General features: G+C 43.2%; 9 protein-coding genes. 6 read left to right on the top strand and 3 right to left on the bottom strand.

Annotated features, from left to right (window positions below; all coding sequences use genetic code 11):
* Positions 1-24 precede the first annotated feature (24 nt).
* From HUJ21_RS22560 to HUJ21_RS22570, 3 genes are all read right to left on the bottom strand, one after another.
* Positions 25-3966: a heparinase II/III family protein gene (locus HUJ21_RS22560; protein WP_291373046.1), complete on the bottom strand. Its 3942-nt coding sequence runs from the start codon at positions 3964-3966 to the stop codon at positions 25-27.
* A gap of 198 nt (positions 3967-4164) precedes the next feature.
* Positions 4165-6591 carry a TonB-dependent receptor plug domain-containing protein gene (locus HUJ21_RS22565; RefSeq protein WP_291373048.1) on the bottom strand — a complete coding sequence of 809 codons (2427 nt, stop codon included), beginning with the start codon at positions 6589-6591 and terminating at the stop codon, positions 4165-4167.
* A 569-nt stretch (positions 6592-7160) separates the two neighbouring features.
* Complete coding sequence (locus HUJ21_RS22570) at positions 7161-8129, bottom strand: nucleoside hydrolase (protein ID WP_291373049.1); 969 nt, start codon at positions 8127-8129, stop codon at positions 7161-7163.
* 244 nt (positions 8130-8373) lie between these two features.
* Between HUJ21_RS22570 and HUJ21_RS22575 the strand changes: the two genes are divergently transcribed.
* The 6 genes from HUJ21_RS22575 (at position 8374) to HUJ21_RS22600 (ending at position 22079) form a co-directional block, all read left to right on the top strand.
* Positions 8374-10281 carry a hypothetical protein gene (locus HUJ21_RS22575; protein WP_291373050.1) on the top strand — a complete coding sequence of 636 codons (1908 nt, stop codon included), beginning with the start codon at positions 8374-8376 and terminating at the stop codon, positions 10279-10281.
* Positions 10281-11429 carry a PKD domain-containing protein gene (locus HUJ21_RS22580; protein ID WP_291373052.1) on the top strand — a complete coding sequence of 383 codons (1149 nt, stop codon included), beginning with the start codon at positions 10281-10283 and terminating at the stop codon, positions 11427-11429. Before HUJ21_RS22575 ends, HUJ21_RS22580 begins: the two co-directional genes overlap by 1 nt.
* Positions 11430-11523: 94 nt before the next feature.
* Entirely contained in the window at positions 11524-12543 is a 1020-nt protein-coding gene (locus HUJ21_RS22585; protein ID WP_291373054.1) for a Gfo/Idh/MocA family oxidoreductase, read from the top strand.
* A gap of 1 nt (position 12544) precedes the next feature.
* A complete protein-coding gene (locus tag HUJ21_RS22590) occupies positions 12545-13579 on the top strand; it encodes a Gfo/Idh/MocA family oxidoreductase (RefSeq protein WP_291373056.1) in 1035 nt (344 codons plus the stop codon).
* A 480-nt stretch (positions 13580-14059) separates the two neighbouring features.
* On the top strand, positions 14060-20503 hold the full coding sequence (locus HUJ21_RS22595) for a PAS domain S-box protein (protein WP_291373058.1): 6444 nt from the start codon (positions 14060-14062) through the stop codon (positions 20501-20503).
* A gap of 49 nt (positions 20504-20552) precedes the next feature.
* Positions 20553-22079 carry an ATP-binding protein gene (locus HUJ21_RS22600; protein ID WP_291373059.1) on the top strand — a complete coding sequence of 509 codons (1527 nt, stop codon included), beginning with the start codon at positions 20553-20555 and terminating at the stop codon, positions 22077-22079.
* The last annotated feature ends 22 nt before the right edge of the window (positions 22080-22101 follow it).

The raw sequence follows: 22101 nt of genomic DNA on the forward strand, positions 1-22101 counted from the left end.
TGGATTTTTTTCAGGTTTTGTTTTTTAAAATTGAAATTGGATGACTTCACTTTTTCCTTGATACTTAACGCTGAGACGCATGTTTCTGGCTCCCGGGCGGGATCCATTCAAAATTTCAACTTGTATTTCCGGTTTTTCCATTTGGTACGGAATCAGGGTGGTGATGAACCTTTTATTGCTTTTTGTTTTCTCCATCTGGAACGAAAAAGCGGGCCGGGGTTCTTTTTTTGTATAAACAAAAGAAACCTGACCTTTCGCCTCTGCGAGTGAGAGTCCATCCTGGGGAAGGGCTTGGATGGCAAGGTTGTAGCCCTGCTCAAAATTCGTATTGGCTGACAGGGTAGTGGCATTCATATCAGCTTTTCCTGGCGCTAATTGAAAGTTGAGGTCCAATTGTCCTGTGGCTTTTCCTATGGCCTCATCGATAAGGATAAAAAATGACTTATTAACGAAAATTACGGCCCTGCGGTGAGCCAGTTCGGGATAACTTTGGTTTTCTACTACCAGAATATCGTGTTTCTCACCCGGTCGCCAAAGTAATAATTGGGGAGCGTAAGCGGCATTTGTACCATCCAGGGTCAGTGTTTGATGGACTTTTGTTTGCCGGAACCAGGAACGGTTTTCAGGATCTCCACTGTAGATAAAACTTCCTGAATCGGGAGTAAGGTTTCGCCCCCCGGCATACAGTTCAAAGGTGCTATTATCGGGTTGGCTGTGGCCACCACCATCAGGACCACACTTTAAAACCATACAAATGGCTTCCTGGTCCCAACTGCTTCGCATGGAATACAGGCCACTTTCCCGAAAAGCGAAAGCGGTTGCATCAGGTTTTTGGCCTTGCCGTCCTTCAGTGGCTACGTACAGAAAGTCGGGACGATCAAATAATGCGGCCCATTCCTTCAGCTGGCCGTAATATTGATCTGGCTTTCCGGTCCAGGCATCTCCAAATTGGGGTGTGGTACCGTTCGGGAAGGCAAGTTTCATGGGGACCTCACACATTTTTTCTATTAACCGGAGGTAATCATCGGAAAAAAGGTGGCCAAGATCATTCATTTTGGCCATTTCATAACTGCGTAAAAACCAGCGGATACTGCCCATATGGTAACCAAAAGCCAACTCCCTTTGGTGGCCATCAGGATAGACCTGATTATCGATTTCCTGATTGAACCTGTTTACTGCTTCTTCTAACCAAACCTCTGATGCTTTAAATTCCGGAAAGCTCATGGCAATAAAAGCCAGGCCTTCTGCCTCCATCAGCGCCCAATTGCTGCCTGCAGAGTATTTGCTCATGAGATAATCGGCATGTTCGTGGACTGCAAGTAAAAAGCTAACCAGCGCTTCTGGGGTAAAGGAAGGAGAATCCAGAAAATACTGGAAAAGGTTGGTCCACCGGTGGCCACGGATACCCGCTTCGATGGATCTCCATGCAAATTGATGTGCTTCATCTCTTGGGTTTTTTTCTACCCAATTCATCATTTGAAGGACCCATTCCCTGGCATACTTTTCCTCACCTGTATGCCAATAGGCCTTTGCCATGGCTTCCCAAAAGGTCATGCGGTTCAATTGCCAAACCCATTCGTTATCACTTACGGGCCGGCTTGCCCAATCAATGTCCTCCCCCACAAAAAAGGAGGGATAGGCAGGCTGCCCTACCATGATATGGGCCAGGGCATTGTTGGCGGTTTCCATGTCCTTTTCACTGGCCTTGATTTCCTGCTGTTTCATTTTCTGTCTGTCAACAGGATGTTTCACTGCGTCTCTTTCTCTGTAATACTGTAGCAGTTGCCGGGCGACTACCAGTGGATTACCGGTACCATCAGGATGTTTTACCCGTATTCCCTCATCAAATTCTATCAAGGGATAAAGCTGTTGAAATTTTTGGTGGAAAGCCCGGGTGGATTTTCCATAGACCATATCAGATTTATTGTCTATGGATAAGTTATATCCTATGTTTCCCTTGTTTTCATCTGAATTGCGGATGCCTTCGCCTCCATTATTTCTGCTGGTATTATTTATTACATCAAATTCATTTGTACCTGCGATCCAATGGTCCAAAAACAAGCCATGATGGTCATTTCCTTCAAGGAGGTTGTTTTCCAAAAAGAGGTTTTTGCTCTCTGTGACATGAATACCATGAAGTTTGTTTCTGGCGGCTTCATTTCCTTTAAGCTTAACATTCAGACCAAAAGAAAGGTGGATACCGCTACCCCAGGGAGAGTTACTAAACCTTCCATCAGTAACTTGAACATTTTCTACCCTTGTCAGGTGAAGGTTATGGTGCAGTCCCTTTCCGGGAACTACATTTGACCCGTTGTCGCTGAAATCACATTGGATGAGCTGCACATCCTTGGCTCCACGGATGGAAACTCCATGCTTGGTAAAGTTCCTTACAGTGACGTGAGCCAATTGAATGTTTTGCATTTGCCCTTCATTCTCTGCCGAAAAAACCAAACCTTCCCGTCTTAAAGCCGACTGCCGGGCCCTTTCCCTCCGGCCCTGGTTGGGGTCAGTCCCGGGATCTACCGATTCAGCTCCTTCCAACACCAAATGCCGGATGACTACATTGTTTATCTCCGGGTCTTTGTTGCCCATGGTCAATCCCGATTTGCCCTTTTCAAGGATTAAAATGGTAGCTTCGCCCAAGCCTTCCAAATGGGTTTCCCCAGGGATAAGTAGTGTTGATTCCAATGGGTAGATACCTGTCTGTAAAAAAACTTTTCTTCCTGTGCCGGCCGCTTTATCCAAAGCCTCCTGAATGGATTCTCCGGGGCTAACGACCAGGTCCTGCTCCTTTTTGTTTTGGTCCGGATTTTCCATCGCTCCGGTAAGCGGCCGGGCATTTTCCAAAGGATCAATGGAGCTTGTATGTATCCCGGAGGAGGATGGAGCCCTGTGGGATACCAGGAAATACCAGGAAGTAGATGGCCGGGTTTTCTCAATGGCTTTACCGGAATAAGGCATCTCCACATTTTTAAAACTGGTGTAATGCTGGTAAACGGACTCGTAAATATCTCTGAACTCCCCTCTGCCTCTGGGAGAAATGGATCCATATACTGGTACATCCTCTCCCAACATGTACTTGGCAGTATATTCAAAGCCCAGGGACAGCCTTTGGTCTGCTACCTGATAAAAATCCATGCCCTGAGTCCATGCTACCTGTGCCGCTTTGGCCAATTCGCCCAGGCCCAGTTGCACATGTGGCCAATCCCTGGTGGATTCCTGGATTTGACCGTTGGGGTAAATGTATTTGGTTATGCCTCCGTTGTTAGGACCCCAGTAAAAGCGTTCGGCTGCCCGTTTAAAAATATCAGGTCTGTCTGTGAAGATACCTATGCAAAGCATGGTATGGATCATGGCAGCATCCCAATTGCCATTGGCTTCTGTAAAAAAATCACGGATATAAGGATAATAAACGGTCAGCATCAGCTGTTCAAATGCCTTGATGTCTTCCTCGTGCCAGTCCTCATAGGAATACCTAAGTATTTCAGCGGCATTCAGAAAATGCTGTCCGGTCAATGCGGCAATCAACTTGGCATCATTATCATCAAAGTCCCATAATTTTTCGGACCAGACAGCGAGTATGGAAATGGCTTTCTCTGCATGTGCTTTATCGCCGGAAATGTACCAAAGCAAAGCCTGCCTGTAAGCTTCAATAGCGCTGGCTGACAATTCGCGATGGCCCTGACCCTCTCTGCCGTAAGATCCTCTTACTACATGCGTAAAGGCTTCTGCTTGAAAATCCAGGGAAGCTGCTTCTTGCAACCGCTGGTAGGCAGCCACCCATTGTTCTTCTCCCGAATTTATTTTGTCTTTCATGTAGTCCAGATCGGCTTGGCTCTGGAGCATACCCGGATGGACAAATTGCCGGGGAAATACCAGGGGGGGGTCTTCAAGGCTGTTTTGGGAAAACAAGGGTATGGCATGAAGGAACAGAAAAAATATAAGCTGTATGGTTTTTATTTTCATCGATGGGTTTGGGTTTATTGGCAGATCAAAAGCCTAAAATAATCAGTTCAGCTTAGAATTGCTAAAAAAGCCATTACTGTTTGATATACCCGCAAATCAGGAAATTTCAATCAGAAATTGACAAGTATGAACAGGGTTTAGAAAGAGAGAATTTCCTGATTTGAAACAAAAAAAACAATAAAAAATAGCAATGAATTGTCAATAGACCTCCAAATTCAAAGTTGACCGGGCAATTTTACCCTTCTCTGTTATTCCTTCCGCAACCACCTGGTATAAACTACTTCTGTCAGAAGTATAAAAGCTTACAGTGGCTTTACCCGCTTCATCCGTTTTGACACTTGGATTCCAATAAAGGGTACTTCTGCTGTCCCGACCATCAACTACCTGGTTCTCGCCATATTTGGGCGAATAGAACTGCCTCGATTTGCTGAAACCACCGATCCTGTATACCTTTATGTGATCACCTGTTTCCGCTGTATCTAATTCTTCCGGCCCTCTGTGCGTATACAAAGCTATGACTCCTCCTGCACCTCTGCCACCATAAATACCTACATTCCCGGGACTTTTAAGAATTTCAATCCGACTGATGTCAAACTGGTTGATGCTTTGAAGCATGCTTTCATCGACTGGTATACCATCCAATAAGTATAGGGGAGAACCTTGGCCCCTGATCACGGCCCTAAACTGGAATGGACCGTCTGGAATGATCTGCAACCCTGCTACTCTGCCCTGTAAAACTTCCAAAATATTTCCTGAAGGTGCTACTGGCAATTGATCTGGTTCTATTATTGCATCGGCATTGCGATGCAGGGTCATGGGTTTGTAAATTTCTGCCCTTCCTTCAACGACTACCTCTTCCAATAATACCTCCCCCAATTCCAGGCTGCCTCTATCCGTTTCCATGCCCAGGAATAAGGGCTGAACGGGAGTTTGTTTCTCCCTGGAAATCCCTCTGAATTTTTCATAGCTGAATGAGGGGAGCTTATCCGGTAGGCCTGGGGAATATTGTTCATTGGATAGGCTTAAATTGACATTGTTTGTCCTTCCACGGGGATCGCTTCCCTGGACAAGAATATCTATGGAGTCCCTGAAATGAAAACCCTCAAAGATGAATTTGCCTTTCTCGTCCGTTTCCGTGACAAGGAATGTTTCATATTTGTCTTTTAAGTACAACAGAGCCTCACCATTGGCTATTGGCTCGCCATTGTCTTTTTTTAGAGATCCCGTAATACTGATGTCAATTTCCGGATCGTAGGTGATAAGGGGAAAATCGTCCTCAATTATTTTTTCCCAGGTAAAACCTCTCCATCCCTGGGTCATCAACAGCAGGTCCAAAACCTCTTGTCTGTCCTGGTTTTCTTTATTGAAATAGTATCCGGGAGAGGCAATAAATCCCTTAACCTCCGAGCTCAGCAACAGGTAAGATTGAATGTCAAACTCTGTTGGGTTTTTCCCTGCCAACAAATCATCTGTGACAGCAAGTGATAATTCCGTGGCCAAAGGGTTTCCCTCCTGATCTTTTGCAACAATTTCAAGCGCTACCAGCTCCCTGCTTGTAAATTGCGATTGATTGGCTTTGATGCTTACCCTTACCTGGTCTTCATGATCAATAAATACCAGGCGCTCGCTAACAGGTTCACCCGATTCCTTTGCCAAAGTGAGCCTGGTGATGCCTGTGGGGAATTTTGATTTTGGAATTTCGATTACAGTATCTTTGGTTGCCCGAACTATTACGGATGCAGTATAAATCAGTTCGTCCTGAGCTATACCTGTCAACAACAGCTTTTCATCCTTTTCTAAATTGCTGCTGATCGAAGCCAGTATCATTTCTTCCTGATGCTGGATGGACATCTGGTAGCCATAGGAAGATACAACAGGAAGTGGGATGTTTTGAGAGTTTCCATCAGGAAAATTCACTTTTGCAGTATATTGGGCAGAGGCCAGAGGCTTAAGTTCAAAAACACCCATACCTTCATGACGGGATTTGAAATCGGTAATTTTTGATCCTGAATCGTCATATAATTCTCCCGAGACTTCAAGACCCAAACCATCTGCTCCGGTTGCTTTGAAAGCTACTTTTCCAGTCAGGCCAGCCACCAGATTCCCTCCTTCCGGGAAAAACTGAACATCGGGATTGCTACTATCAGTTGTTTTGGTGGGAGCTGTTTCGGATTGTGGATTCCAAATGTAAATTTCCTTCCGGTAATGGGGCATATCTTCAAAATTTCCCATCCAGTTGGTATAGCCCAACAGAAAATAGCGTCCTTCCTCCAAATCTTCGGGGATTGAAATGTTCCCATTGGTTTTTCCCTGATCGGTATCCAACCTGAGTTTTGTAATGACTATATTTTGGTCATTGACCAGGTCCACGTATAGGATTTTGCTTTTAGCGCTTGGAAAATGATTGGAAGCCTGCACCAGGTATCCTTTGAGCCAAATTACTTCCCCTGCCATATAATAAGATTTGTCATGATGCAGGTACACTTTTTCAGGAGCATAATTGATCTTCCAGACAGACAGGTTGGTAGCTACTTTTTCCAGGATGGACCGTTCTGAAGAGGACAGTGCTGCCAAAACTAAAAAAACGAATGCGCTTATGAATAGTATTTTTATGTTTCTTGTCATGTTCAATATTATTGGTGCCAGTTAATCTGGTATTTCTAAATCGTAATAGCCTGTCCCGATTATCGGAAAGAGCTGAAACTGCAAGAAAATCAGGTAGTTTGAAGATTGAGGCATAGCACCGCTGTGGTGAAATCGAAAACAGCGGCGTAGCGGCTGATTTTGAAGCAGTTTAGGGTCATAATAGATCGGCTAATGCATATTTCGGGTTTAACCTTAAGGGCCACTCCTATTAACGTAAAAAATGGTATAATAGGTTTGGAATCAACATTTTTACCCCGCTGTGAACCAGAAATTGTTATTGAAAAACCTACTTTTATTCAGAATAGAAGTTGGACTATTTCTTCCATAAAAGGAGGCATCAACCTGCGTTAAAATTGATTTCGACCTTGCCTGGAATTGTGGTCTGGCTTCTTTACAGTGCTGAAAGTCATGTTTTGTGAAAAGAAACTTTTGGAATCGGCTTATTTTAAGGGCATCATAAAGTGCTTGCCATATGGCATAAAGGAGGGCAAACTAAATCCATGAACTGGTTTGCTTCCTTAAAAACCAAACTCCCACGCTTTAACCACTTATTGGTTCTTATATTGTTGGATTTTTTTGAACATATCTCCGAAAATCCGATCCCGGTTTAGGTAGGTTGCCACCTTGTAGAGGTGTCGTGTATGGTCAAAACTGTAGGTAAGCTGGTCGGTAAGAATAGGACTGCTCCTGATTTCTGTACTAAACCATCCTGGATCAATGACATAGGCAATGGCCGAAATATCCCATATTACCTTGGACCAGCCAAATCCATCACCGGGTTGGTATTCGTTAAAAATTTCCACCAGGTAATCGCCTATAGCACCCTGGCCACTCAGGTAAGTTTCCACTTCGGCAACGGTAGTGAGTAAATGGGAAGTGACCGGTTGGGTAGGAATCTGGATCAAGGGCACCCCGGAGTCAAAAAGCACCTGGGAAGCGATGGGGTCCTGCATCAGGTTAAATTCGGTGGCAGTTTTCCAGTTGAGTCCCTTGCCACCTAACCATACGACTACAATTTTATGAATGATCTCAGGTTCCATCAGGATGGCAGAGGCCACATTGGTAGGCGCTCCTAAAGTTAAAACGTACAGCGGACCATCGGCTTGCATGGCCTTTTCCACCAGGTCTTTGGCAGCTGGACTATCATGGGGCTTTTCCAGGCTTTCCAAAAAAGCCTCTGAACCCCGATAAACAAAATCATTTTGTTGCATTCCCAATTTGTCCAGAAGGCGTTCAATTTCTTCAAAGCTTTTTTCCATACCGTCTTTAGGGCTAACAGAACGCTTGTTCAGGTAAGGGGCTGCATAAATGGCAGATACGTTCATGGCTTCCGGGGATAACAGGGCATAGACTACTGCAAATTGATCATCAATCTCGTTGTAGGTATCCGTGTCGATCACCACGTCCACCTTACCTTCCGGTGCTTGCAATTGATTCAACCGGAATGCTTCCGGTAAAGTAGGGTAAACTTGTGACAAACTGGGAGAAAGTGGTAAAAGCCCAAGCAGGAATGGCATAAGGAAATGACCAGATTTCTGAGAAAAATTGAAGAAAAATTGCAGGTAGATTTTCATAAATGAATAGAATGGATTTGGAGTTTCCTTTTTTTAATACCTAAAAGGTAAAAACAACATGGTTGCAATGCAACTTAATTTTATGGAAAAAGAACCTGAACTTTTTGAGAATTAAGCATTAAAGCCATTTTTCTGATTTCAATTTGATGGCATCTTTTGTTATATTCCCATTCCAAAATATCCTTTGATGAAAAAATTGCTGAAACCCGGCCTGGTACTTTTTCTTTATTTGCTGCTTTATCCTGGTTTTTCCCAGGTTGAAATGGAGCATCTCAAATCTGTACCCTATGATTCTCCTTCTCCTCCACCGGAATGGGCTTTGCTGCAAAGGCAATTAATGGATGCCCTTTATCCGGCAGCTATGGAATTCGTAGAAAAATATACCAATCCCGATGGAACCTTGATCTGGAGAGAGGAATGGCCGGGAATGGACGGATCGGATGATGGCTATGAAAGTTTTTACAATTTCCCCTTGTATTATGCCCTGGGAGGACCTGAAGAAGTAGATCCTCTTTCAAGAAAGCTATGGGAAGGAGTAACCCGGCAATTTACAGCATATGGACAAATTGTAGAAGAGTTTGATGCAGGATACGATTGGATGCATCACGGGGAGGCATACACCAATTTTTACTTTTTTGGTTTGGCGGATCCCACAGATAAGAAAATGAGGGAAAGAGCCTTGAAATTTGCAGAAATGTATTTTGACGATGGTACGGAAAATTCCAATTTTGACAGTGAGCTCAAAATCTTCCGCTCCCCCCTTAATGGCAGTTTGGGGCCCAGAATGGTTAATACTGCGGAAGACTGGGTCACCCATAGGCCCATTTTGTCTAATTATCCATTGCCTTACGATGACATCCCACATGTAAGCTCGGGCAAAGACTGGAACAATGACGAAAAATTTGCCTATATCCTCGAAGCTTTGAACGAAAGGATGATGAAAGGCGATGTTCCCCTGAACCTGGCATCCACGAGTTTGATGCTGAATGCCTTCATGTATACCGGGGAGGAGAAATATAAAGACTGGGTACTTGATTATGTTAAAGCCTGGATGGGCAGGGTGGAAAAAAATGGAGGTATTATTCCGGACAATGTAGGCTTATCCGGTGAGATTGGGGAGCACATGGATGGCAATTGGTGGGGTGGCTATTATGGTTGGAAGTGGCCCCATGGGGTGAGGAATAAATTGGAGGCCACGACCATAGGTGCTTCCAATGCCTACCTTATATCAGGGGATGACAGTTACCTGGAATTGCCCAACTCCGTAATTGATGCCATCAGCAGGGAGGCAAGGGTAGAAAACGGGAAAATGCTTTTGCCCCATCGCTATGACCAAAGGGGCTGGTACGATTACAGGCCCCTGCAGGCCATGTATCCTACACATATCTGGTACATGTCCAGGAAAAAGAAGGATTGGGAAAGGGTAAAGGAGCTGTTGGATCCCGAAGAAATGAAGCAGCTGAAATACGTTAAAGGAAAAGGAGAGGAGCGGAACACGGCCACCTGGATGGGTTATTTAGAAGGGAATGTTCCCGATTACCCGGTTGACATCTTAAAGGCTACCTATAAGGAAATGCAAAATAGGCTGGACAAAATAAGAAATGACACATCCACTCCTGATCAACAGGATGTACACCATTGGCTGAACCTCAACCCGGTTATATTGGAGGGCTTGGTTCAAACCATGCTGGGTGCACCCAACCATATTTATCATGGAGGCTTGTTGCATACCTCGGTCCGGTATTTTGATCCTGAAAAGCAAAGATCCGGCATCCCTTCCGATATGGCTGCCCTTGTAGAGCAAATAACAACGGCAGGCGTATCACTTACTTTGGTTAACCTTCATCCCACTGAGACGAGAAAGGTAATTGTCCAGGCTGGCATGTTTGGAGAACACCAGATCCAAAGAGTAAATCAAATTGAAATATATCCTTACCAGTTCGATACCGTAGACCATAAATTCTTCCAGGCAGAGATAAGCCCCGGGTCAGTAGTGAAGCTGGAAATAGAAATGTCCCGCTTTAAAAACCCTCCAAGTTATGCTTTCCCATGGCATGGTGAGGAGATTCCCATTAACGAAAAAGAATATGAATAATGATTGATCCGGGTTATCGGTTGAGTTTTGGTTTGATTGTAAACCTGTTACTCTTTTATACTTCACCGGTGTGGTCTCAGGAATCCACTCAGGTGCAATACGCTACAGCCCGGGAAGGGAAAGTTTTTAAAATTTATCAGTTTTCCCCTGAAAACATGCCTCACATTAATGGCAAAACCCAAGATTGGGAAACTGTTCCGGCTTCATACACTTACAATACTTCATACCTAAACGATACAGAAGATGGGCATGGGCAGCTTATTGACACTACAGATATTGATGTGAAGGTAACTGTGGGATGGGTCAGCGGTTTGAACCGGCTTTATTTTTTGTACGAGGCGTATGATGATTTTTGGGATTTCGAGCGGTTTAATCCCAAAGGATATCTAAATGATATTTTCGAAATTGTGGTAGACGGCGATATGTCCGGAGGGCCTTTTATTTATAACCCGCTACTTCCAGAAGCCAGAAAATGGGGGAATCATCCGGTTCATATCCAAAATCATTTGGAATTCAGTGGCTATCATGCCCAAAATTACCATATTTTCACTCCTCCGGTTAATGGTAGCTGGACCTTGATTTGGGGAGCCCAACCCTGGATTGCTGCTTTCCCTTTTGCACATCATGCTTATGATTTTGATTTGGAACATGCGGCATCAGGAAAGTTAACGCTGGAATTTTGGATTACCCCCTTTGACCATGCACCATTCGAAGGACCGGATCATGCCGTGGTATCTCCACTTTATGAAAACAAGGTAATCGGATTATCCTGGTCGGTATTGGATTTTGATGGGGGAGAGAGAGATGGACATTTCAATTTATCGCACGACACTAGGATGGTATCAGACGCTTCCTACCTGTGTGCCTTCCGGTTGATGCCCCTGGAAAGCAACCAAAAACCTGAAATAAAGGCTGAATGGTCTTTTGGTTTGATAGAGCAAAAAGACAGAACCGTAGCTTTCAAAGATGAATCCATTGGAGAGATTGAAGCATGGTACTGGGATTTTGGAAACGGTGCTTTTTCCAGGGAGCAGCACCCCGTGTATCAATACCCTGAATCCGGAGTACATTATAATGTTACTTTAGAAGTATCCGGTCCGGGAGGAAAGGACAAGAAAACCCGTTTTTGGGAAGTAATGGTCCCCTGATGCATTTTAAAATCAGGTAGATTTGGCCGGAGATTTGAAATCTACGGAGTGAATGAGTACCAACTTTTAAAAACTTTTTCCTAAGTTTAACCTTATGAAAAAATTTGAGGATAAAGAGCTAAGGTGGGGGGTTCTAGGTGTTGGGGATGTATGCGAGAAAAAAAGTGCTCCTGCCATGCAAAAGGTAAAAGGCTCCAAATTAGTGGCCGTCATGCGTAGAAACGGCAATAAAGCAGCCGATTATGCAAAAAGGCATGGGGTTCCAAAATGGTATGACGATGCAGATAAACTGATCAATGATCCTGAAGTCAATGCCATTTATATTGCCACACCTCCCAATGCGCATCTGGAGCTGGCCCAAAAAGCAGCTGCTGCAGGAAAACCTGTTTATGTTGAAAAACCCATGGCAAGGACCTATAAGGAATGCCTTCAGATGATTGATGTCTGTGAAGATGCACAGGTGCCACTTTTTGTGGCCTATTACAGAAGGACTTTGCCCAACTTTTTAAAAGTAAAATCCCTGGTGGATGATAGAGCAATAGGGGTACCGAGGTATGTGGGAATTACGATAAATCAGCCCAGGCATCCTGATGTAAAACAGGACCCAAAAGATAACTGGCGCATTCATCCTGATGTGGCCGGTGGAGGTTATTTTTATGATTTGGGCTCCCACCAGTTGGACTTTATGGATTTTCTTTTTGGTCCCATTGAGGAGGTAAACGGACAGGCTTTGAATCAGGCAGGAGATTACCCCGCCGAAGATATTGTATTGGGTAACTTTAAATTCAAAAACGGGGTATTGGGAACGGGAAGTTGGTGTTTCACAACGGGCGAATCCTCCAAAAAAGATGAGATAAAAATTATTGGATCAGCAGGAGAAATAAGTTTTCCCTGTTTTTGGGGAACGAATGTCACCCTGCGAAGAGACGGGGAAGGGGAGCAGGTATTTGAATTTGATATGCCTGAGCATATCCAGTATTATTTAATCAAAAGCATAGTCGATGAGCTTTTGGGCAAGCAGGATATTTGTCCCAGCACGGGAAAGTCTGCAGCAAGAACCAACTGGGTGATGGAGGAAATGATCAGCAATTTTAAAAATCAAAAGCATACATAAGATGAGTCAGAACAAACCATTGGGATTTGGAATTATTGGGACAGGCGCCATAGCCGGGATGCATGCTGCAGCTATAGAAGCCTGCAAAGATAGTCATTTGGTTGCGGTGTGTAGTTCCAGTGCAGAGAGGGCCGAATTGGCTGCCGAAAAATTCAAGGTTCCGGCAGACCATGAACTGAACGCATTTTTAGCCCGTAAAGAAATTGAAGTCGTGTGTATCTGTACCCATAGCGGGCAGCATCTGGAACCTGCCCTTGCTGCCGCGAAAGCAGGGAAACACATCTTGTTGGAAAAGCCCATAGAGGTGAGTCTGGACAGGGCTGACCAATTGATCCAGGCCTGTGAGGAAGCAGGAGTGAAATTGGGTGTGATTTTTCAAAACAGGTTAAAGCCGGGATACCTGAAACTGAAAGAGGCTGTCCGGGCCGGAAAAATAGGGAGATTACTTTTAGGTACCGCTGCCATCAATTGGTACCGGGATCCATCTTATTATTCATCCAGCAGTTGGAAAGGAACGAAAGAGGGTGATGGGGGTGCTGCCTTGATCAACCAGGGTGTTCATACAATTGATTTGTTGCTGGACATCATGGGAGATGCCGAAACTGTTTATGGGCAAGTAAAAACCATGGTCCATCAAATTGAAGGGGAGGATCTGGGTGCTGCGCTTGTCAATTTCAAAAATGGTGCTTTGGGAACCATAACTGGAGGAACATCCCTTTTTCCTGGAAATCCCGAGCGCCTTGAGATTTACGGGGATAAAGGAAACATCATACTGGAAGCAGGAAAAATTGTCACCTGGAATGTGAAGGGAGAAGAAGGAAATCAAAAAGATGGCAGCAATCCGGGTGGGAGTGGGGCTTCAGACCCAATGGCCATTGATTTTAAATTGCACCAGGGCCAGGTAGAAGACATGGTGGCTGCAATCAATGATGGTCGCCATCCTATGGTTACAGGAAAAGATGCAAGAAGATCGCTTGCCTTGATATTGGGAATCTACGATTCCTCAAACACCAATAGGCCATTCAATTTGGTGTGAACCATTAGTAAATATAAAAGGATATTTGATTTTTTATTATATTGCGCTGTTTTGTAAAAATAGGCTAATTTTTTTTTACAATCAGCTCTGATGTTTGTAATTAAAAATTAGTTTACAACCTCTGAATGAGGGAAGCTAAACTAAACTTGTTTTTTTAAATTTATGTGAAATTGATAAAATCAAAAAGGTCAGAATTCGTTTATAATAAATAATTCTGAAGAAAGTTTTACTTGGTGGCATCATAAACATTTAATTTCCTCAAAAAGTAAACCCAAAGTTCAGTCGATACCTAAAGTAACGGATGTGTCATAAAGTCTTTGGGTATTTTTATGTTTTCTACTAGATCTTTATTATTTTAACAATTGATATACACCTGATTTTACACTTGAAAAATCAAATGTCTTTTTCCAAAAATTAAATTTTGGGTTTGTTGACGGCTGCATAAGGGAAGGGTAAATTCGTAAAGAATTTTTATATGCTATGGAAAGAAAGTATAATTTAGGAAGTTGGTCCTCACTAAAAGATTACAAGCTTTTAGATACACTTCCTGAAAAGGAATACAATGATGTAGCTGCCATAGCTTCTCAAATTTGCCGAACTCCGATTTCCCTGATCACTTTTTTGGATTCAGATCGGCAGTTTTTCAAAGCACATCACGGATTAGAACTAAGCGCAACACCAATTGACCAGTCCATTTGCTTGCATGCGGTAAAAAGTAAAGAGGACATATTTGTGGTGCCAGATGCCCGAAAGGATCCCCGGTTTAAAGACAATCCTTTGGTTAAAGGGGATCCACATATTGTATTTTATGCAGGAGTACCCTTAATCACGCCAAATGGAAATTCCCTGGGTGCTTTGTGTGTGATAGACACCAAGCCCAGAAAGATCAACAATAACCAAAAAGCTTCCCTCACCGCATTGGCCGATCAGGTCATCAAATTGGTGGAATTGAGGAAAAAGCATTTTGAATTGGAGGAGACCAAAAAAAGCCTTCAGAAAGAAAAGAACAGGCTCCATAATATCATTGAAGCCACCAGGGTGGGGACTTTTGAGTGGAACGTGAAAACCAGTGAGGTCAGGATCAATAGCAGGTGGGCGGAAATTGTGGGCTATACTTTGGAGGAATTGCAGCCGGTCAACATGGATACCTGGTACAAGCTGGTACATCCTGATGACGTTGCCCATTCGGATGCCGCACTGAAAGATTGTTTTGACAGGAAGACCGAATTTTATGACATAGAGCTGCGGATGATTCATAAAGCCGGCCACGAAGTCTGGATCAATGACCGGGGTAGGGTGGTGAAATGGTCGGAAGATGGGGGACCCTTGCTGATGTCCGGAACCCATACGGACATTACCGAAAGAAAAAATACCGAAATACAATTCAAAACCCTTAACGACAACATTCCTGGTGTCGTGTACAGGTACAAGCTTTATCCGGATGGAACCGATGAATTGCAATTGGTAAGCAATGGGGCAAATCTGTTGTGGGGAATACCTTCGAAAAAGGCCATGGAAAACAACCAATTGGTATGGGCCCGGTATCATAAAGAGGATCTTATAGATCATAAGGCATCCATCAAAGAATCAGCTGAAAACCTGTCATTCTGGACACATGAATGGCGTTACCATCATCCTGATGGATCTGAACGCTGGCATAAAGGTACAGGAATGCCCAAGAGAATGGAGGATGGCAGTACGGTCTGGGATGCGGTAATTTTGGATATTACCGAAAAGAAATTGGCCCAGATCAGACTGAATAATACCCTGGTTTCCCTTAATGAAAGGATCAAAGAGCAACATTGCCTGTATCAAATAACCAGATTTTGCAACCAGGAAATAGATATTGACCATTTGTTGAGCAGGGCGGCTGAAGTCTTACTTTCAGGATGGCAGTATCCCGAACAGACAGGGGCTCAAATCGAATATGGAGGAAAAATATATGTCAGCCCAGGTTTTGAGGCTTCAGAGGATCATATTCATCAACAATTCACCACCAAAGAGGGCAAGCCGCTACATATTACCATAACTTTTAATTCATCGCCCCAATCCAAAAAGAAGGAAAATTCTTTTTTAAGAGAAGAACGGCAATTATTGGAAACCATTACACATAATTTGGTCACAGCCATTGACCAGAAGGAAGCCAGTAGACAATTGAAGGAATCCAATAGTAAAATTGCCGATCTGATCCAAAGCATAGATGGAATTGTCTGGGAAGCAGATGTGGAAACCCTGGAATTCAATTTTATAAGCAAACAAGTAGAAACCATTTTAGGTTTTACCCCGGAGGAATGGCGGTCAGATCCGGAATTTTGGCAAAAACACATACACCCTGAGGATAAATTTCAGGCCTTAAATTATTGTGCAACCCAAACCAAGGCAGGGAGGGACCACAGTTTTGAATACCGGATGAAGGCGGCGGATGGAAGGGATGTCTGGATCAATGACCTGGTAACTCTGGTCAAAGAAAATGGAAAACCGGTGGCATTGCGGGGTTTAATGGTGGATATCACCCAACAAAAACAGGTCGAAAAGGAATTGGCTTTAAGTGAAAAGCGGTTCAGGGCACTGGTACAGGAGGGAGCAGATTTGACAGCAATCGTAAATAAAGAAGGTGATTATCAATATGTGAGTCCTAATTACCCAAAAATTATTGGCTTTGATGAGAATGAATTATTGGGAAAAAGTTCTTTTGATTTTTTTCACCCTGAGGATTTGCCCCGGGTGAAAAAGGAATTCGAAAAACTGGGTAAGGAAAAGCGACTAAAATCCAATCCATTTCGATTCAGGAATAAAAATGGAAACTGGAGTTGGTTGCAAAGTGCCATAACTGACTTGTCTGAGGATGAGTCTGTTGGAGGCATTGTAGTTAATAGCGTGGACCTGACAGATTTGATTGAGATTCAGGAAAAGCTAAAAACCAGTGAGGCCCGATACAGAGGGTTTTATGAGTCTCAGACCAATTTTGTGATTAGAACAGATTTGGAAGGAAATTATTCTTATGTGAATAAAAAATTTATTGAGGATTTTGGTTGGATTTATCCCGACGGAAAAATCATTGGCAAGAGTTGTATGCCCTCCATTTGTGAATATGATCATCAGGGGGTCATAGCGGTGGTAGAAAAATGCTTGAGTAGGCCTGAGGAAGTATTCAAGATTGAGCTTGATAAGCCCAGGCAAGGCGGAGGTATACTCACTACCCTTTGGGATTTTATTTGTATTGTAGATGGGAATGGAAATCCTACTGAAATCCAGTGCATGGGTATCGATATAAGCGAGCGGGTGGCTTTTGAAAGGGCACTTAAGAAAAGCAATGAGCGGTATGAGTTTGTAAACAGAGCCACCAATGATGCCATATACGATTGGGATGTAATCAATGATCATTTTGAATGGGGAGAGGGATTTCATAGAATTTTTGGATATGAAGAAGGTAAGGGCATAACAAAGCTTTCAGACTGGCCAAAGCTAAAACATCCTATGGAATTGGATCATGACCAGGAAAAGTGGGATACCTTTATGGCCGACAGCAACAAATTTCGCTGGCATGAGGAGTCTAGAATGAGGAAGGCCGACGGTACCTATTTAGTGATTGAAGAAATTGGACATTTGATTCGGGATGATGATGGTAATCCCCTCCGAATGATAGGCGTACTTCGGGATATTTCGGAGAAAAAAAAGGAAGAAACTCAAAAAATGCTTCAGGGAGAATTGGCCTATTTTTTTAAGGAAGAGGCTGGTTTATCAGAAATCCTAAGAAAGTCGGTTCAATACCTTACCAGTTTTGGGAATTTTAAGGCAGCCGAGATCTGGTTGGCAGGAAATGATCATACCCAGGTTTTTTTAAGCTGTAGCTATACAGCCGGTTTAACTACCAATTGGTTTTATCAAGATAAAATTGCTACTACAAAACTGAATAAGGGAGAAGGTTTTCCCGGGAAAGTATGGCAAAGCAGCAGGGGTGAAATTTGGAATGATTTGGGCGATAATGAGTTGTTTTTAAGAAAGGATTCAGCTAAAAAAATGGGCTTATTGGCTGCTCTGGGTTTGCCCATATTATATAATGACCAACCAATAGGAGTATTGGTTTTTTTTAGTGATGAGAAGATCAATGAACAAGAAAGGAATTTTTTTCTACCTATAGCCAGTTACCTGGGTACCGAGATCCGGAGAAAGCAACAGGAAGAGGAGATGGTTCTAATGTTTCAAAGTGCCCCTGAAATACTGGCTATTGCTTCACCCAGAGGCCACTTTACAAAGGTAAATCCTGCATTTTGCGAAATACTTGGTTATGAAGAAGATGAAATTGTTGGACAACCATTTATTAATTTTCTACACCCTGAGGATTTAGACCAATCAAGAAGGGAATTTATCGAAACGGTTTCAGGGCTTCGCCAGGCGAAGAATTATACCAACAGGTACCGTACCAAGTCTGGGGAGTTTAAGTGGATTTCCTGGAATTCATCAAGACCTTTCGGGGAGGAGGGACTAGTTTTCGCCTATGGGTACGATATTTCGCAAATGAAGGAGTTGCAAAGCCTGCACAATAATGCTACCCAATTGGCCAGAGTGGGTAGTTGGGAAATAGATATTCCGGGCAATAAATTGTACCTCTCTCAGATTACGAAAGAGATATATGGTATTGACCAAATAGAAGAAATGGATGTGGATGAGTCTATTGAATTTTACCGGGAGGATGTCAGGGACGATGTAAAAGAAGTGGTAGAAACGGGGATTTCCACTGGTAAAGGTTGGGATTTTGAGATGCCCCTTATCAATTCCCAGGGCAAAGAAATTTGGGTTCGAAGTATAGGAGAGGCTGAATTCATGGAAGGAAAATGTATCCGGCTTTATGGTAGTCTCCAGGATATTCACAACCGCAAATTGCTGGAACAACAATTGGAGAGAAGAAATGAGTTGCTTTCCGCCATTTCCAAAGTAATCGGTACCTTTTTACAAACGGAGGATTGGTACCAGGCCCTGAATAAGGTATTTGAAATTACAGGAAAAGTAGCTATGGTGGACAGGGTTTATTATTTCGAAAACCATTTGGATCCGGAAAATGGAACGAAACTATGTAGTCAGCGCTTTGAGTGGACAAATGAACGTGTAAATCCGCAGATTGACAATCCAGTCTTACAAAATATCCATGTGGAGGAATTTTCGGAGTTTTTTGTGCCATTGGAAAAGGGACAAACCTATCAGGTCATCATGTCTGAGCCACCTGATGGGACAAGGTTTAAGGATGTTTTGCAAGAACAAGGAATCAAATCCTGTTTGGTCCTGCCCATCATGATGGATAAAAAGTTTTTTGGTTTTATCGGTTTTGACGATTGTACTACCGAAAGGGTGTGGACGGAAAGTGAAATCTCTTTTCTACAGAATATCAGTTCCAATTTATCTGCAGCCATTCAGCGGAGGAATAGCCAATTGTACCTTCAAAAGGCCTATGATGAGAAAAACACCTTATTAGAAAGCATAGGAGAAGCATTTTTCTCCCTGGACAAGGAGTGGCGCGTAATGTACTGGAACAAAAATGCTGAAAAATTACTGGGTATTAAAAGGAATGAGATACTGGGTTTCAGTTTGTGGGAGAAGTTTTCCATTTCCGATGAAACCAAATTTTATGATCAATATGTCAATGCCATAGAAAATCAGTGTCCTGTGACTTTTGAAGAATATTATCCCCCCTTAAATCTGTGGTTGGAGGTAAATGCCAGCCCATCGGAAGAAGGCATCAGTGTCTTTTTCCGTGATGTTACAGAAAGAAAGCAGGCTGCCGAACAAATCAGACAATCCAATGAGCGGTTCGAAAAAATTTCCGAGGCTACCAATGATGCCATTTGGGATTTTGATGTAGAAAATAACCGCCTAATGTGGGGTAAGGGATTCAGTACCCTGTTTGGCTATGATTTGGAAAAAATAAAGCCGGATTTTGATTTTTTGCTCGGTTTAATTCACCCGGAGGACAGGGCAAGGGTGGGACGCAAAATAAGTGAATACATGCAAAGTACCTCCCTGACCAACTGGTTTGAAGAATACCGTTTTCTGATGGCGGATGGGTATTATGCATTTGTGATGGATCGGGCGGTTTTTATTAGAAATAAGGAGGGCAAGGTAAGCCGCGTGGTGGGTGCCATGACGGATATCTCCTACCGCAAAGAATATGAAGAATCTCTGCAGGCCCTGAACCAGCAACTCGAACAACGGGCCAAAGAATTGGAGGTTTCCAATAAGGAATTGGAGCAGTTTGCCTACGTGGCCTCACATGATTTGCAGGAACCGCTCCGGATGGTAAGCAGCTTTATTGGCCTGTTGGAAAGGAAATATGGAAATGTGCTGGATGAAAAGGCCCATCAATATATTAATTTTGCTGTTGGAGGTGCAAAGCGCATGCGTCAGATCATTCTCGATTTGTTGGAGTATTCCAGGGTGGGGAAAAATGAAGAAGGATTGAAAATCATCCAGCTGGATGATATTTTGGACGAAGTTTGCCTGCTTCACCGAAAAGCGATTTCTGAAAAGAAGGCCAGGATCGAATACCATAATTTACCTGCCTTGATTACCTTCAAGTCTCCCATGACTCAATTGTTTAGTAATTTGGTTGGAAATGCCCTGAGGTACAGTTCACCTGATGTCCCTCCTTTGATCAATATTTCGGCAAAATCTGAAAATGATCGCTGGCTTTTTGCCGTATCGGATAATGGGATAGGAATAGATCCCCAATTCCATGAAAAAATATTTATCATTTTCCAAAGCCTGCACAACAAAGAAAAGTATGGGGGTACTGGAATGGGACTGGCCATTGTTAAAAAAATCATTGAAAACCTGGGTGGGAAAATTTGGGTCGAGTCGGATGAAGGGAGGGGAAGCACTTTTTATTTTACTTTTCCAAAAGTGGAAAATGACCATGAGGAAAATGTTTAAAAAGTTTAGCCCCCTTAAGTTAGGCGGCTTGGTTTTTTTGTTGTTAAGCTTGCTTGTACTCTTCCTTTCCAGGTGGGTATACACCATGGAAAAATCCAATGAAGTACTGCTTGTGAAGGAAGAAGCCTACAAGGTCCAGAATCTGCTGGCTATTTCTCTGGCCAACAGCGTTAGTTCTACCGAACTGTTAGCTTTTTTGGTGGAGAAGGACTTGATAGAGAGTGATTTTGAGTCCTTGAGCCGAAAGGTATTGAGCCAGAACCCTACTCTGGATGCACTTCAATTGGTAGAAGCTGAAACCATCATCAAGACGTATCCCCTTGAGGGAAATGAAGCAGTAATTGGATTTAATATTTTTGAGGATAAGATTCACCGACAAGCTGCTGAGAAAGCGATTGAAAGAAAAAAATTATATTTTGAAGGCCCATTTGTACTTAGGCAAGGTGGAATGGGTATGGTGGGTAGGTTGCCTTTATTTAAAGAAGGCCTTTTTTGGGGATTTGCTGCCGTGATTATCCGCATGGAGACACTCAGAAAAACCTTGCAACTTGAACCTGGCGGTCAAAGTCAAAATTATATTTACCAATTGGCCAAAATTGATGGTGAAGCTGCCTATCCTTTATTTGATTTTGATCAGGAACCGGATTTTGAAACGGGGCTGGTGCACAAAGCTTTTTTTGAGGAAGGGGATTGGTATCTTTTTGTCAAGCTAAGGCACCCAACCTATCTGAGAAACACTTTTTTGTTCACAGTTTTTGGACTGGTTTTCGCCGGTATGATGGGACTGTTTGTATATCGGAAGACTATTGAACCCATAAAACTTAAGAAGCTTGTAGCAGAGAAAATCAAAGAGCAGCAAAACCTGAATCTGGTCCTGGAAAAAAAGGCGCATGATTTGGCCCTGTCCAATCAGGAGTTGGAACAATTTGCCTACGTTGCATCTCATGACCTTCAAGAGCCATTAAGGATGATCAGTGGGTTTATTAACTTACTTGGACGCAGGTATGGGGAGAAATTGGATGCAAAAGGATTGCAATACATACATTTTGCAGCGGATGGGGCCATTAGAATGAGGCAGATCATACTGGATCTGCTTGCCTATTCAAGGGTTGGAAGAGCTGCAGAGGAGGTTTCCCCGATTCACATGGAATCAATCCTTAAGGAAGCGATGCACCTTTTCCGAAAGCAGATTCAAGAGCGTAAGGCGAAAATCCTTTATCAGGATTTGCACGAAGTGAAAGGAGAGCGGTATTTGCTGGTCCAGCTGTTTCAGAATCTAGTTGGAAATGCCTTGAAGTATAGTAAAAAGGATGTGTCTCCAACCATAGAAATAAAAATGGATTCCCGGGAAAATGAATGGTTGGTTTCCGTTGCTGATAATGGAATCGGCATTGATAAGGCCTACCATGATAGAATATTTCTGATTTTTAACAGGCTACATTCGAATGAAACCTACGAGGGTACCGGTATCGGGCTTGCGATAGTCAAAAAAACAGTGGAACATATGGGGGGACGAATCTGGCTGACTTCAGAAATTGGTTTGGGCACTACTTTTTACTTTACTTTACCCAAATAAAAAAGCCGCTGAAGAAAACTTT

Origin of the sequence: Cyclobacterium sp. (assembly GCF_014762705.1) — a bacterium.
Lineage (GTDB): Bacteria > Bacteroidota > Bacteroidia > Cytophagales > Cyclobacteriaceae > Cyclobacterium.

Excerpts from the sequence above, each read along its gene's own strand:
- HUJ21_RS22570 (WP_291373049.1), bottom strand. The coding sequence starts at position 8,129 with ATGCCATTCCTGCTTGGGCTTTTACCACTTTCTCCCAGTTTGTCACAA.
- HUJ21_RS22595 (WP_291373058.1), top strand. The coding sequence starts at position 14,060 with ATGGAAAGAAAGTATAATTTAGGAAGTTGGTCCTCACTAAAAGATTAC.
- HUJ21_RS22565 (WP_291373048.1), bottom strand. The coding sequence starts at position 6,591 with ATGACAAGAAACATAAAAATACTATTCATAAGCGCATTCGTTTTTTTA.
- HUJ21_RS22560 (WP_291373046.1), bottom strand. The coding sequence starts at position 3,966 with ATGAAAATAAAAACCATACAGCTTATATTTTTTCTGTTCCTTCATGCC.
- HUJ21_RS22580 (WP_291373052.1), top strand. The coding sequence starts at position 10,281 with ATGATTGATCCGGGTTATCGGTTGAGTTTTGGTTTGATTGTAAACCTG.
- HUJ21_RS22585 (WP_291373054.1), top strand. The coding sequence starts at position 11,524 with ATGAAAAAATTTGAGGATAAAGAGCTAAGGTGGGGGGTTCTAGGTGTT.
- HUJ21_RS22590 (WP_291373056.1), top strand. The coding sequence starts at position 12,545 with ATGAGTCAGAACAAACCATTGGGATTTGGAATTATTGGGACAGGCGCC.
- HUJ21_RS22575 (WP_291373050.1), top strand. The coding sequence starts at position 8,374 with ATGAAAAAATTGCTGAAACCCGGCCTGGTACTTTTTCTTTATTTGCTG.